Source organism: Streptomyces sp. BYX5S (assembly GCF_054724165.1).
This window is the reverse complement of the sequence record NZ_CM138829.1, coordinates 7178888-7190980: the sequence shown is the minus strand read 5'-3', so window position 1 is coordinate 7190980 and position 12093 is coordinate 7178888. Positions and strand designations below refer to the sequence as shown.

Here is a 12093-nt window from a genome sequence, read left to right as displayed (position 1 = left end):
GAAGGGCCCCGGGCTTCGAAAGCCCGGGGCCCTTCCTCATGTCCGTACGCGCGCGGCTCAGACGGTCGTGATGACCTGGTCCAGCTCGAGGCGGGGGGAGCGCGGGAACCAGGCGTCCTCGCCCGGCTTGCCGATGTTGACGACCATCAGCGGGGTGTGGTCGTCGTCCAGGAACTCCTTCTGGACGCCGTCGAAGTCGAGGCCGGTCATCGGGCCCGCGGCGAGGCCGGCGGCGCGCACACCGATGATGAAGTAGGCGGCCTGGAGCGTCGCGTTCAGCGTGGCGGCCTGCTCACGGACCGGGCGCTCGGAGAAGAACATGTCCTTGATCGCCGGGGCGTGCGGGAAGAGCTGCGGCAGCTCCTCGTGGAACTCGTGGTCGGCGGAGAGGATCGCGACCAGCGGGGCGGCGGCGGTCTTCGGCTGGTTGCCCTCGGCCATGTGCTTGACGAGGCGCTCGCGGGCCTCGGGGGAGCGGACCAGCGTGATGCGCAGCGGCGACTGGTTGAAGGCGGTCGGGCCGTACTTGACCAGGTCGTAGATCGCGGCGATCTGCTCGTCGGTCACCGGCTCCGACGAGAACGTGTTCGCGGTGCGGGCCTCGCGGAACAGCAGGTCCTGCGCGGCGGGGTCAAGAACGAGAGACATGAATCAACCTTCTCGGTGCGACGGTGACTGTCGAGGCGATCCGAGTCTGCCGGATCCGCCGTCATGATCGACCGTACGCCTATGAGGTTCAAGGTTCAACCAAACGCCTCGTGATGCTGTTCACAAGGCGCCTCCCGTGTCCCGCGCCGACGCCCCCGCCGCCCGCCGTCACTCCTCGTCCTCGTCGTCCCCCTCGGCCGCCTCGTCGTCGCCCTCCTCGCCCTCCTCGGCGAGCGCCGCGTCCAGGCGGGCGCGCGCCCCGTCGAGCCAGCGGCGGCACACCTTCGCCAGCTCCTCGCCGCGCTCCCACAGCGCGAGCGACTCCTCCAGGGACGTGCCGCCCGCCTCCAACCGCCGTACGACGTCGATCAGTTCGTCGCGCGCCTGCTCGTAACCGAGCGCCTCGTCGGCCGCCTTGGTCGTCATCCTGTTGTCCGTCCTCACGCTTCGTCCGCCGCGGCGGCGTCTGTGGTTACTCGTACGGTGAATTCGCCCTCGGCGACGCGGGCCCGCAGCTCCTCGTCGGCCGCCACCTCGTCCGGCGCGCGCACCACGTGCCCGTCCGGCTTCTGGAGCACCGCGTAGCCCCGCTTCAGGGTGGCGGCGGGGGAGAGCGCGACCACGCGCGCGTGGGTGTGCGTCAGCTCCGACTCGGCGCGGTCGAGGAGATGGCCGAGGGTGCGGCGGGAGCGCCCGGTCAGCGCGGCGACCTGCTCCTCGCGCTCGTCGATCATGCGGTGCGGGTCCTCTATCGAGGGCCGGGCGAGCGCCGCGGCCAGGCCCCGCTCCTCCCGCTCCAGGAGTGCCTCCACGCTGCGCCGCGCCCGGTCCCGCAGCCAGCGCACCCGCTCGTACTCCTCGCCGACGTCCGGCACGACCTTCTTCGCCGCGTCCGTCGGTGTCGACGCGCGCAGGTCGGCCACGTAGTCGAGCAGCGGGTTGTCCGGCTCGTGCCCGATCGCGGAGACCACCGGCGTACGGCAGGAGGCCACCGTCCGCACCAGCTGCTCGTCGGAGAACGGCAGCAGGTCCTCCACGCTGCCGCCGCCGCGCGCCACGATGATCACGTCGACCTCGTCCGCCGTGTCCAGCTCCTTGACGGCCTGCACGACCTGCGGCACCGCGTGCACGCCCTGCACCGGCACGTTGCGCACCTCGAAGCGGACCGCGGGCCAGCGGTGCCGCGCGTTCTCCAGCACGTCCCGCTCCGCGGCCGAGGCGCGGCCGCAGACCAGACCGATGAGCTGCGGCAGGAACGGCAGCGGCTTCTTGCGGTCGGCCGCGAACAGGCCCTCCGCGCCCAGCGCCTTCTTCAACTGCTCAAGCCGCGCCAGCAGTTCCCCGACACCCACCGGGCGGATCTCGGCGGCGCGCAGCGACAGCTGACCGCGCGGCGCGTACCACTCCGGCTTCGCGTGCACGACGACGCGGGAGCCCTCGCGGACCACGTCCGCCACCGCGTCGAACACCTGCCGGTAGCAGGTCACCGACACCGAGATCTCGTGCGACGGGTCGCGCAGCGTCAGGAACACGACGCCGGCGCCCGGCCGCCGGGACAGCTGCGTGATCTGCCCCTCGACCCACACGGCGCCGAGCCGGTCGATCCATCCCCCGATGAGCCGCGACACCTGGCCGACGGGCAGCGGGGCGTCCGCGGACGTGTTGACAGCCATGCCGAGAGCGTAGTCGCAGGCACCGACAACGCAGGTGGTCCCGGGCGCCCGTCCGACGGTCCGGTGGGCGTGGCGCCCGGGGGTGACGGGAGGGCGCTTCTAGCGTCCCTGTATGACAAAAACGACAAACGCCGTGAAGGTGATCCCCGTCGCGGGCGCCGTCGCCTGCACCGTGGCCCTCGCGGCGTTCTCCGACGCCTCCGCGGGCCTCGCGGCCGTGGCACGCGAGACGGTCTCCATCGGCAACCCCGTGGCGGGCAACAACGGCTTCGGCGTCGTCACCGAGGGCGACGCCGTCCTCGGCAGCACCGAGTCGGAGGGCCCCGTCGCCATCGGCGGCGACCTCACATACGGCCCCGGCTACAACGTCGCCCTCAACCACACCGGCTCGTACACCGCCCCCGGCGACAGCAATCCCACCGCGCTCATCGTGGGCGGCGGCATCGACTACGCCGACAGCGCGTCGGACGGTGTCCTGAAGGTGCTGCGCGACGGCTACGTGAAGATCGGCGACCTCAGCGGCAGCCGGGTCCTCAGCCAGGACAGCAACGGCGCGGCCGTCAACACCCACATCACGCGCGCGGGCGCCGCCTACGACTCGACCTCCCGCATCGAACTCACCACCAGGCAGTCCGCCGACTCGATCGCCCAGCAGCCCATGGACTTCGCCTCCCTGTTCACGACCTACCGGGCCCGCGCGCAGTCCATGGCGAGCTGCGCGAACACGGTCGAGCTGCGCGACGGCAACGACAACGTCCTGGCGGACCCCACGCGGATCCCCTCCGACGGGCAGGTCCGGGTCTCGCTCACGCAGGGGCGGACCAACGTCCTGCGCCTGACCGGCGAGCAGCTCGACGCCATCGACGAGATCACCTTCGACAACCCGCCGAGCGCCGACACCCCGTTCCTCGTCGTCGTGGACACGACGGGCACCGACTCGCAGTTCACCTGGCACACGCCCACCCTCGCGGGCGTCTCCGGCGCGCAGGCCCCGTACATGCTGTGGGACTTCCCCGACGCGACCGACATCACGATCGCCGACGGCGACGAGATCGAGGGGACCGTCTTCGCGCCCAACGCCCGGATCACCGACCTCGACCCGTCGAACATCGAGGGCGACGTCATCGCGAAGGAGCTGATCGCGGGGCCCCTCGACCCGGTCACCGGGCAGTCCGTCAACGCGGGGGAGATCCACTACTTCCCGTTCGACGCGCAACTGACCTGCGACGACCAGCCCTCGCCGTCGACCAGTCCGCCCCAGTCGCCCACGCAGGCCTCGGGAAGCCCGCACCCCTCGGACAGCGGTTCGCCGTCACCGTCGGACAGCGGCACCCCCACCCCGTCACCGTCGGACAGCGGCACCCCGACACCCTCGCCCTCCCCGTCCTCGGAGAGCCCCACGCCCTCGCCGTCGGACAGCGGGACGACGACGCCGTCGCCCTCCGGCAGCACCTCCGCCCCGGCTCCCACCCCCACGCCCACCTCTCCCGGCGGGCCCCTTGCCCACACCGGGACCGACGGGCGCCGGGCCGCCGTGCTCGGCGGGATCGCGATCGTCCTGGTGGCGGGCGGCGCGGGAGCCGTCCTCCTCGGCCGCAGGCACGGACGCGGCCGCCACTGACCGGCGTACGGGGCCGGGCACGGGCTCAGCGGGCCGCGTCGCCACCCGCCGGCGGCGCGGCCGTCGCGGTCGGTACGCCCGGCTCGGCCCGGCCCCGCTGGACCGCCAGCACCACCAGGCCGACGACCAGCCAGATCGCGCCCACCACCTGCGCCGTCCGGGACGCCTCCACGATCACCGCGACGGTGATCGCCGCGCCGATCACCGGCACCACGAGGTGCCGCCACCAGACCACGGGCCCGCCCTGGCGGCGTACCGCGAAGTACCCCACCACGCTCGCGTGCAGCAGCGTGAACGCCGTCAGGGCGCCGATGTCGACGACCGAGACGAGGTGGTCCATGCCGTCGCCCCGGCTCGCCGCCCACACCGCCGCGACCAGCGTGATCACCGCGGCGAGCAGCAGCGCCACCCGAGGCACCCCCGAGTACGTCCGCGACAGCGCCTTCGGCAGCCGCCGGTCGCGGGCCATCGCGAACAGCAGCCGCCCGGCCGCCGCCTGCCCGGCCAGCGCCGCGAACGCCGCGCCGATCGCCTTGCTCACCGCCACCAGGTCGTGCAGCCAGGTGCCCACCGACGCGTCCACGGCGTCGTAGAACGCGCTGCCCTGCTTGCCCGGATCGGCGGCCAGCTGCGCCGACGTGGTGGGTTCGAGGAGCGCCACCAGGTAGGTCTGCGCGACGAACAGCACACCCGTGAGCGCGAGGCAGAACAGCACCGCCCGCGCGACCTTCGCCGAACCCCCGGTGACCTCCTCCGCGAACGAGGCGATCGCGTCGAAGCCCAGGTACGACAGGACCGCCACGGACACCGCGCCGAGCACCGCCGACAGCGCGAACGCGCCCTGCGTCCCGTCGCCGGTCAGCGGCGACAGCCAGTCCCGCTGCGGGCCGTCCGTGGCCAGCACCACGACCGCCGAGACGACGAAGACCAGCAGGACCACGATCTCCAGCGCCAGCACCGCGAAACCGACCCGCGCCGCCGTCCGCACGCCCCACAGGTTGAGCAGCGTCGTGATCACCACCGCGATCGCCGTCCACACCCACTGCGAGACCGACGGGATCAGGGAGTTCATCGCGATGCCCGCGAAGAGGTACGCGACCGCCGGGATCAGCACGTAGTCGAGCATCGCCATCCAGCCCGCGATGAACCCGGGCCCTTTTCCGAGACCCGCGCGCGCGTAGGCGAACACCGAGCCGGCCTGCGGGGCGACCCGCACCATCTGCGCGTAGCTGAACGCGGTGAACGCCATCGCGATCGTCGCGACGACGTAGACGAGCGCGACCGCGCCGTGCGATTTCGCGTCCAGGGTGCCGAAGACGCCGACGGGCGCCATCGGGGCGATGAAGAGCAGCCCGTAGACGACGAGGTCCCGGAACCCGAGACTGCGCCGCAGCGTCGCTTCCTCATGGGTGGTGTCGGCGGACATGGAGCCTCCGTAGATCGCGCAGACTCCCAGTCTCCCCACCCGGACGATCTTTGGCGCCCTGGGGTCGCCCTTACGATGGGACACATGACTGCAACGCCTGGCTCCCGCCGCGTCCTGCTCGCCGCCCCCCGGGGTTACTGCGCCGGTGTGGACCGTGCCGTGATCGCCGTCGAGAAGGCCCTTGAGCAGTACGGGTCGCCCATCTACGTCCGCCACGAGATCGTGCACAACAAGTACGTCGTGGAGACCCTGGAACGGAAGGGCGCCATCTTCGTCGAGCAGACGGAGGAGGTCCCCGAGGGTTCCATCGTGATGTTCTCGGCGCACGGTGTCGCACCGACCGTCCACGAGGAGGCCGAGCGCGGCAAGCTCGCCACCATCGACGCCACCTGCCCCCTGGTGACCAAGGTCCACAAGGAGGCGATCCGCTACGCCAAGGACGACTTCGACATCCTCCTGATCGGGCACGAGGGCCACGAGGAGGTCATCGGCACCTCCGGCGAGGCCCCCGAGCACATCACCCTCGTCGACGGCCCCGAGGACGTCGCCAAGGTCGAGGTCCGCGACCCCGAGAAGGTCGTCTGGCTCTCCCAGACCACGCTCTCCGTGGACGAGACGATGGAGACCGTCGACGCCCTGAAGACCAAGTTCCCCGGCCTCGTCTCCCCGCCCAGCGACGACATCTGCTACGCGACCCAGAACCGTCAGCTCGCCGTGAAGCAGATGGGCGCCGACTCCGACCTCGTCATCGTCGTCGGCTCCCGCAACTCCTCGAACTCCAAGCGGCTCGTCGAGGTCGCGAAGATCGCGGGTGCGCGCGAGGCGTACCTCGTGGACTACGCGTCCGAGATCGACGAGTCCTGGCTGGAGGGCGTCACGACCGTCGGCGTCACCTCCGGCGCCTCCGTCCCCGACGTGCTCGTCGAGGAGGTCCTGGAGTACCTGAAGCAGCGGGACTACGCGGACGTCGAGATCGTGAAGGCGGCCGAGGAGTCGATCACGTTCTCGCTGCCCAAGGAGCTGCGCCGGGACCTGCGCGCGGAGGCCGCCGCCCTGGTCGGGGGAGCCGAGGGCGTCAAGGGTGCCGAGGGTGCCGGGGATTCCGCCCCCGGGAAGTGACTGTCGGTCTCCCGTCGTAACGTGGAGTCATGCAGATCTTCGGTGTGGACATCGGCGGATCCGGGATCAAGGGCGCCCCGGTCGACCTGGGGCGCGGCGATCTCGCCCAGGAGCGCCACAAGGTGCTGACCCCGCATCCGGCCACCCCCGAGGCGGTGGCCGACGGGGTCAAGCAGGTCGTGGACCACTTCGGTGACGCCCGCCCGGACCGGGTGGGCATCACCTTCCCCGGCGTCGTCACGGGAGGCTCCACGATCCGTACGGCGGCCAACGTGGACAAGTCCTGGGTCGACGTCGACGCGCAGGACCTGCTGAGCAAGAAGCTCGGCGGGCTGCCGGTCACGGTGCTCAACGACGCGGACGCGGCGGGCGTCGCCGAGATGAACTTCGGCGCGGGCCGCGACCGCAAGGGCACCGTGCTGCTGCTCACCTTCGGTACGGGCATCGGCAGCGCCCTGTTCAGCGAGGGCGTCCTCGTGCCGAACACGGAGCTGGGCCACCTGGAGCTGGACGGGCACGACGCGGAGAAGCGGGCCTCCACGAAGGCCCGCGAGGACCACGACCTCAGCTGGGAGCACTGGGCGCACCGCGTGCAGAATTACCTGGCGCACGTGGAGATGCTGTTCTCGCCCGACCTGTTCATCATCGGCGGGGGCATCAGCCGCAAGGCGCACAAGTTCCTGCCGCTGATCGAGGGCATCAAGGCCGAGATCGTCCCGGCCGAGCTGCAGAACAACGCGGGGATCGTGGGCGCGGCGATGACGGCCTCGCGCGCGTAGCTCCCCCGGAGGGGGTTACGCAGTGCGGCGGCGCGGCCCCGGCGCCTTCGACGGCGTCCGGGCCGCGGACGCGCCGGACGCCCGCCGTGCCGCCGCCCGCCGGGCCATGAGCCGCACCTTGCGTACGCTCACGAGCACCCCGGTGATGAGCGTCCCGCCGTACAGCCACACCGCGTTCATCGCGAGCGTCGTGGCGAGCCCCATGAACTGCTGCCCGAGGCCCCCGCTGCCCTCCGCGATCGGCACGATGCCGACGGCGAACGCGATCGGCACCACGACCGCCGCCGTCACCAGGTCCGCGCCCCGCACCCACACCGCCGTGAGCCCGCTGACGAGCAGGAACAGCACCCCGTAGACGGCCGGGGCGCCCCCGAACAGCAGCCGGTCGAGGAACCCGGCGGCGAGCATGGAGGCGACGCAGAACAGCGCGGTGCCGCGGCCGGTGAGGCGCGGCTGCGGGAAGCGGAACGCCCGGCGCCCGGCAGCGGGTCTGCCCGCTGCGGCGGCCCGGTACACGGTGGCGGTCCCACCGGTGTCACCGGACGTGCCGGCCGCACCGGGCGACGGCACGGCGCCGTCGTCCTCAACGCCCTGGTGGCCGCCCTGCGACTGGGGCGGCAGCGGGCTCGTGCGGCGGGGGCGGGCCTGCGGCGAACGCGTCCTGGGTTGCTCCACAAGCCCAACATAGATGCGCTTATGTGCCCAATAGCCCATGAGACACGCACTTTGGCAGACCTTGACCGACCTTGGCGCAATTCGGCCGGGTCGGGTGAGGCCGTAGACTGGTGGACTGCCCAGCCCCACACTCACTCACACCACGTACGGGAAGTCGCAACGTGTCGCTCACGATCGGAATCGTCGGTCTGCCGAATGTCGGCAAGTCGACCCTGTTCAACGCCCTGACCAAGAACGACGTGCTCGCGGCCAACTACCCGTTCGCCACGATCGAGCCGAACGTCGGCGTGGTCGGCGTCCCGGACGCCCGCCTCACCAAGCTGGCCGAGATCTTCAACTCCCAGAAGGTCCTCCCGGCCACCGTCGACTTCGTCGACATCGCGGGCATCGTGCGCGGCGCCTCCGAGGGCGAGGGCCTGGGCAACAAGTTCCTGGCGAACATCCGCGAGTCCGACGCGATCTGCCAGGTCATCCGGGCCTTCCAGGACGAGAACGTCGTGCACGTCGACGGCAAGGTCGAGCCCAAGAGCGACATCGAGACGATCAACACCGAGCTGATCCTCGCCGACCTCCAGACCATCGAGAAGGTCCTGCCGCGCCTCCAGAAGGAGTCGCGCATCAAGAAGGACATCGCCCCGAAGGTCAAGGCGGTCGAGGCGGCCAAGGAGATCCTGGAGCGGGGCGAGACGCTCTCCTCCCAGGGCATCGTCCAGGGCAGCGGCAACGAGGAACTCCTCCACGACCTGCACCTCCTCACGACGAAGCCGTTCCTCTACGTCTTCAACGTCGACGAGGACGAGCTCACGGACGACGCGTTCAAGGCCGAGCAGAGCGCCCTCGTCGCCCCGGCGGAGGCGATCTTCCTCAACGCCAAGCTGGAGGCGGACCTCGCCGAGCTCGACGAGGAGGACGCGATGGAGCTCCTCCAGTCGGTGGGCGCCGAGGAGCCGGGCCTGGCCACCCTCGCCCGCGTCGGCTTCGACACCCTCGGCCTCCAGACCTACCTCACGGCAGGCCCCAAGGAGTCCCGCGCCTGGACCATCAAGAAGGGCGCCACGGCCCCCGAGGCGGCCGGCGTCATCCACACGGACTTCCAGAAGGGCTTCATCAAGGCCGAGGTCATCTCCTTCGACGACCTCGTCGAAACGGGCTCCGTCGCGGAGGCGCGTGCGGCAGGCAAGGCGCGTATGGAGGGCAAGGACTACGTGATGCAGGACGGGGACGTGGTGGAGTTCCGGTTCAACGTGTGATCGACCAATCGCTCTAAGTTACGCGACTGGTTAACGTGCAAATTCGGGGCCGATCCCTTGGCATTTGCATGGCAGTTGTACTTGCACAGTGGCTGCGCCTGATTGGCAGTGCATCGCCTCCTCTCCCAGATGATGCGATGCACGCCAGCCCGCTTGCGGCCCCAAGGCGTCTCGTGCCGGTTGCGTCGCGTCGCCTCGTTCAGTGGAAACCGGCAGGTGCAGCTCGGCTCAACGGAGTGAGTCTCTTCCAACCGCCCCGTCCGGTTGTGTTGATGTGCGCCAGACCCTCTGGCAGGGTGCGACATCAAACGGGGAGGGACCCATGCTGAAGCAAGTCGTCGACGGCGTGCTGATCCACCAGAGTGAGTTGCTCGAGAACAACACCGTTGTCGTGCAGGGCAGGGACGGCGTGCTACTCGTCGACGCCGGGATTACCGGTGCCGAAATGACCTGCCTGTCGAACGACCTTCGGCAGCTGGGCCGGCCCGTGGTGGCAGGGTTCTCGACGCATCCTGATTGGGATCACGTGCTCTGGCACGCCGAACTCGGCGGAGCGCCTCGTTACGGTACAGCCCGCTGCGCGGACTTCATGCGGGATGTGTTGTCGAACGCGGACTGGAAGGCCGATGTTGCTGAGGGGTTGCCTCCGGAAATCGCCGAGGACACACCGCTCGACCTGTACGGCCTGATCACTGGTCTGCCTGCTGAAACCGTGCAGCTTCCCTGGGACGGCCCCAAGGTGCGGATCATCGAGCATCCGGCGCATGCCCCGGGCCATGCGGCCCTGTTGATCGAAGAACGCCGAGTTCTCATCGCCGGCGACATGCTCTCCGACGTCTTCGTTCCCATGCTCGACGACACCATTGAGCCGATTGAGGACTACCTGGTCGGGCTGGGGCTGCTCGAGGGCGTAGCGGACGACGTTGATGTCGTCATCCCCGGACATGGCTCCCTCGCCAGGGATGAGGAGGTACGCGCCAGGATGAAACTGGATCGCGCGTACGTGGAGGACCTGCGTGACGCCCGGGTGTCCAGCGACCCGCGGGTCGTATCGCCCAAACCCGGCTGGGAGTGGGCGAGCGACATCCACGAAGGGCAGGCCCGAAACCTCGCCCGACGAAGCCAGCGCGACGGGACGCCTGGCTAGCAAGCTGCTTCCGCCGCAAGACGCCCCTGTCTGTGAGCCTCTTCAGAGCTGGCGGCGCTGAACGTCTTGGATGGTCGTGCGCAACGACGAAGCTCCTGCTAGATGGGTTCTCGACCAAGATCACCCGTGTCCGCCAGGAGCTTCGCGTGCTTGTCTATCCGTCCTCGATCGACTTGTCCACCCGCACCGTGCGGTTCTTGGCCGGAGAATTGAGGGCCAGGCGCCGGAACATCGGGACGCGGTGGCGGCGGCTTCCCGTGGCACGTGAGGCCCTGCTCGCCCTGGCCCACCTGCGGTGCGGTGACAGCTACACCCAGCTCGCAGCGGGGTTCGGCGGCAGTAGTCGTCCTTCACCACGCATCAGCGTGAGGTTGGAAAACGCTCAGTGATCGCGCATTAGGCCTGGCGGTTGCGCACCTTCCGCTATGGACCTGACGGGGCTTTCGTCAATTCCTGCCGCAATCATCACTCGCTAGTGTCAATGGTGTGCAGATCTAGGGTTCATTTGTTCTCCGGTCGAGCGATCGCTCGACACGGCATACCCTGCTGAACTTCAGAGATTGAGCCTCGGAGGACAGATGGCGCCTGACGTCTTCGGCTGCGTAGCAGCGTATGTCCGTGATGTTTGCGGTGAAGGGTCGGTCTGTGTCCACGTGGATGACGCACGTGAATGTCAGATCAAACGGCACCCGAACTATTTGAAGCTCCGCTCCCGAGCTGTGGCTGCGCGAGCGGCGCGAAAACCCTCTCAGCTTTGGGAGTCAATAGTCGCCATGGGGCGTATGTCTGACGCGCGCGGCGATAACAAGTGGCGGATGATCGTTGTGGACTGCCTCGCCCCTTTCCTTCGTACGCGCTCTTGGTCGATCTCCCGACAGTTTTATTGCGATTTAGGGGACGTCCGATCGGACATGTTCGAAGCTGCCCTCGATGTTTGGGAGGGAACGGTGAGGGATGTCCCTCCTCGAGAGGTTCCGACGTTGATGGTCAAGGCGGCCATCAATGCCGCCTACGAACGTGCAAAAGTTCATGTAAGTGAAAGTTCGACCGATTACGTGGAAGACCTGTTGATGCTCGAAGAAGCTGTCACGGGTACCACGCTGAAGGCGTCTTCGATTATTCACGAAGCCGATCCGAGAGATCCCGCCGTTGCCGAGCAAATTAGGGGCGAGCGGACTGGAGCGCTATGGCAGATGTACGGCCTAGGTGAAGCTGTTAATCGCTATCACGAGGATCTTCGGGCAAGGCGTCGCCCGGGCCTGCGAGACACTCTCGCGACAGAAGCGATGTTGGCCCGCACTTGGGTTACGGGTAGTAATTACTATTACTACACCTCCGACTTTTACCCCAAATTTGTCGACCTTCCGGCTGCTGCCGAAGCGCTGGGAATCGCCAAATCTGCTGCGTATAAAATGGTGAGAGCGGGATCTTTCCCCTGCCTGACTACGCGCATGGGATGCGGTATTCAGGTGCCTACGAAAGAATTGATGCACTCGCTTTCCGTTGAGGACGTCATCGTTCACCTTGACGACGTGGAAAACGGGGCGGCCCGGGCCGGAGGAAACTAACAGTAGCTCCGAGCGGGATCACCGGTAGTCGAGTCTGTCTCCGCGGCTTGACGTGCTGGATGTGCTGGATGGGTCCCGACGGTGCTGGATGGGTGCTGGATACGATCACCTGAGGGAAAGTTTCCGCAGGTGGGAGCGCTGTGTTGAACGTTCCGGTTCAACGTATGAGCGGTCGCCGGCGACGAGC

The 12093-nt window shown here is 68.9% G+C and carries 11 protein-coding genes and 1 pseudogene; 7 read left to right on the top strand and 5 right to left on the bottom strand.

The features are described 5' to 3' along the window. Positions 1 to 57: 57 nt before the first annotated feature. The 3 genes from ACYBSK_RS32330 to xseA form a co-directional block, all read right to left on the bottom strand. A complete protein-coding gene (locus tag ACYBSK_RS32330) occupies positions 58 to 648 on the bottom strand; it encodes a malonic semialdehyde reductase (protein ID WP_457480803.1) in 591 nt (196 codons plus the stop codon). 168 nt (positions 649 to 816) lie between these two features. Further along, positions 817 to 1074 carry an exodeoxyribonuclease VII small subunit gene (locus tag ACYBSK_RS32325; RefSeq protein ID WP_460244223.1) on the bottom strand — a complete coding sequence of 86 codons (258 nt, stop codon included), beginning with the start codon at positions 1072 to 1074 and terminating at the stop codon, positions 817 to 819. A gap of 14 nt (positions 1075 to 1088) precedes the next feature. Continuing rightward, positions 1089 to 2321 (bottom strand): exodeoxyribonuclease VII large subunit, encoded by a 1233-nt coding sequence (gene xseA / locus ACYBSK_RS32320; RefSeq protein ID WP_460244222.1) that lies wholly within the window; start codon positions 2319 to 2321, stop codon positions 1089 to 1091. 112 nt (positions 2322 to 2433) lie between these two features. On the opposite strand from xseA, the gene ACYBSK_RS32315 reads away from it, so the two are divergent. Beyond that, positions 2434 to 3942 (top strand): collagen-binding domain-containing protein, encoded by a 1509-nt coding sequence (locus ACYBSK_RS32315; RefSeq protein WP_460244221.1) that lies wholly within the window; start codon positions 2434 to 2436, stop codon positions 3940 to 3942. A gap of 25 nt (positions 3943 to 3967) precedes the next feature. On the opposite strand, the gene ACYBSK_RS32310 is transcribed toward ACYBSK_RS32315, so the two are convergent. Continuing rightward, positions 3968 to 5368 carry an APC family permease gene (locus ACYBSK_RS32310; RefSeq protein ID WP_457480799.1) on the bottom strand — a complete coding sequence of 467 codons (1401 nt, stop codon included), beginning with the start codon at positions 5366 to 5368 and terminating at the stop codon, positions 3968 to 3970. 84 nt (positions 5369 to 5452) lie between these two features. On the opposite strand from ACYBSK_RS32310, the gene ACYBSK_RS32305 reads away from it, so the two are divergent. Together ACYBSK_RS32305 and ppgK are read left to right on the top strand one after the other, a co-directional pair. Next, positions 5453 to 6487 carry a 4-hydroxy-3-methylbut-2-enyl diphosphate reductase gene (locus tag ACYBSK_RS32305; protein WP_457480798.1) on the top strand — a complete coding sequence of 345 codons (1035 nt, stop codon included), beginning with the start codon at positions 5453 to 5455 and terminating at the stop codon, positions 6485 to 6487. A gap of 29 nt (positions 6488 to 6516) precedes the next feature. Continuing rightward, positions 6517 to 7266 carry a polyphosphate--glucose phosphotransferase gene (gene ppgK / locus ACYBSK_RS32300; RefSeq protein WP_460244220.1) on the top strand — a complete coding sequence of 250 codons (750 nt, stop codon included), beginning with the start codon at positions 6517 to 6519 and terminating at the stop codon, positions 7264 to 7266. Between the two features lie 15 nt (positions 7267 to 7281). Here ppgK and ACYBSK_RS32295 read toward each other — a convergent pair whose 3' ends face one another. Then, positions 7282 to 7941, bottom strand: a complete 660-nt coding sequence (locus ACYBSK_RS32295) for a DUF6542 domain-containing protein (RefSeq protein ID WP_460244219.1) — start codon at positions 7939 to 7941, stop codon at positions 7282 to 7284. A 161-nt stretch (positions 7942 to 8102) separates the two neighbouring features. Here ACYBSK_RS32295 and ychF point away from each other — a divergent pair, with 161 nt between their 5' ends. The 4 genes and pseudogenes from ychF to ACYBSK_RS32275 all read left to right on the top strand — a co-directional run bounded on the left by ychF (position 8103) and on the right by ACYBSK_RS32275 (position 11906). Then, on the top strand, positions 8103 to 9191 hold the full coding sequence (gene ychF / locus ACYBSK_RS32290) for a redox-regulated ATPase YchF (protein ID WP_457480795.1): 1089 nt from the start codon (positions 8103 to 8105) through the stop codon (positions 9189 to 9191). 322 nt (positions 9192 to 9513) lie between these two features. Continuing rightward, positions 9514 to 10338 carry an MBL fold metallo-hydrolase gene (locus tag ACYBSK_RS32285; protein WP_460244218.1) on the top strand — a complete coding sequence of 275 codons (825 nt, stop codon included), beginning with the start codon at positions 9514 to 9516 and terminating at the stop codon, positions 10336 to 10338. 146 nt (positions 10339 to 10484) lie between these two features. Further along, positions 10485 to 10673: pseudogene (locus tag ACYBSK_RS32280) on the top strand (transposase family protein); the annotation flags it as partial. A 576-nt stretch (positions 10674 to 11249) separates the two neighbouring features. Continuing rightward, positions 11250 to 11906: a helix-turn-helix transcriptional regulator gene (locus tag ACYBSK_RS32275; RefSeq protein WP_460244217.1), complete on the top strand. Its 657-nt coding sequence runs from the start codon at positions 11250 to 11252 to the stop codon at positions 11904 to 11906. Positions 11907 to 12093: the final 187 nt, after the last annotated feature.

Bases quoted from the DNA above. Each gene is read 5' to 3' on its own strand.
- ACYBSK_RS32330 (WP_457480803.1), bottom strand. From the start codon at position 648: ATGTCTCTCGTTCTTGACCCCGCCGCGCAGGACCTGCTGTTCCGCGAG.
- ACYBSK_RS32325 (WP_460244223.1), bottom strand. From the start codon at position 1,074: ATGACGACCAAGGCGGCCGACGAGGCGCTCGGTTACGAGCAGGCGCGC.
- xseA (WP_460244222.1), bottom strand. From the start codon at position 2,321: ATGGCTGTCAACACGTCCGCGGACGCCCCGCTGCCCGTCGGCCAGGTG.
- ACYBSK_RS32315 (WP_460244221.1), top strand. From the start codon at position 2,434: ATGACAAAAACGACAAACGCCGTGAAGGTGATCCCCGTCGCGGGCGCC.
- ACYBSK_RS32310 (WP_457480799.1), bottom strand. From the start codon at position 5,368: ATGTCCGCCGACACCACCCATGAGGAAGCGACGCTGCGGCGCAGTCTC.
- ACYBSK_RS32305 (WP_457480798.1), top strand. From the start codon at position 5,453: ATGACTGCAACGCCTGGCTCCCGCCGCGTCCTGCTCGCCGCCCCCCGG.
- ppgK (WP_460244220.1), top strand. From the start codon at position 6,517: ATGCAGATCTTCGGTGTGGACATCGGCGGATCCGGGATCAAGGGCGCC.
- ACYBSK_RS32285 (WP_460244218.1), top strand. From the start codon at position 9,514: ATGCTGAAGCAAGTCGTCGACGGCGTGCTGATCCACCAGAGTGAGTTG.
- ACYBSK_RS32275 (WP_460244217.1), top strand. From the start codon at position 11,250: ATGTTCGAAGCTGCCCTCGATGTTTGGGAGGGAACGGTGAGGGATGTC.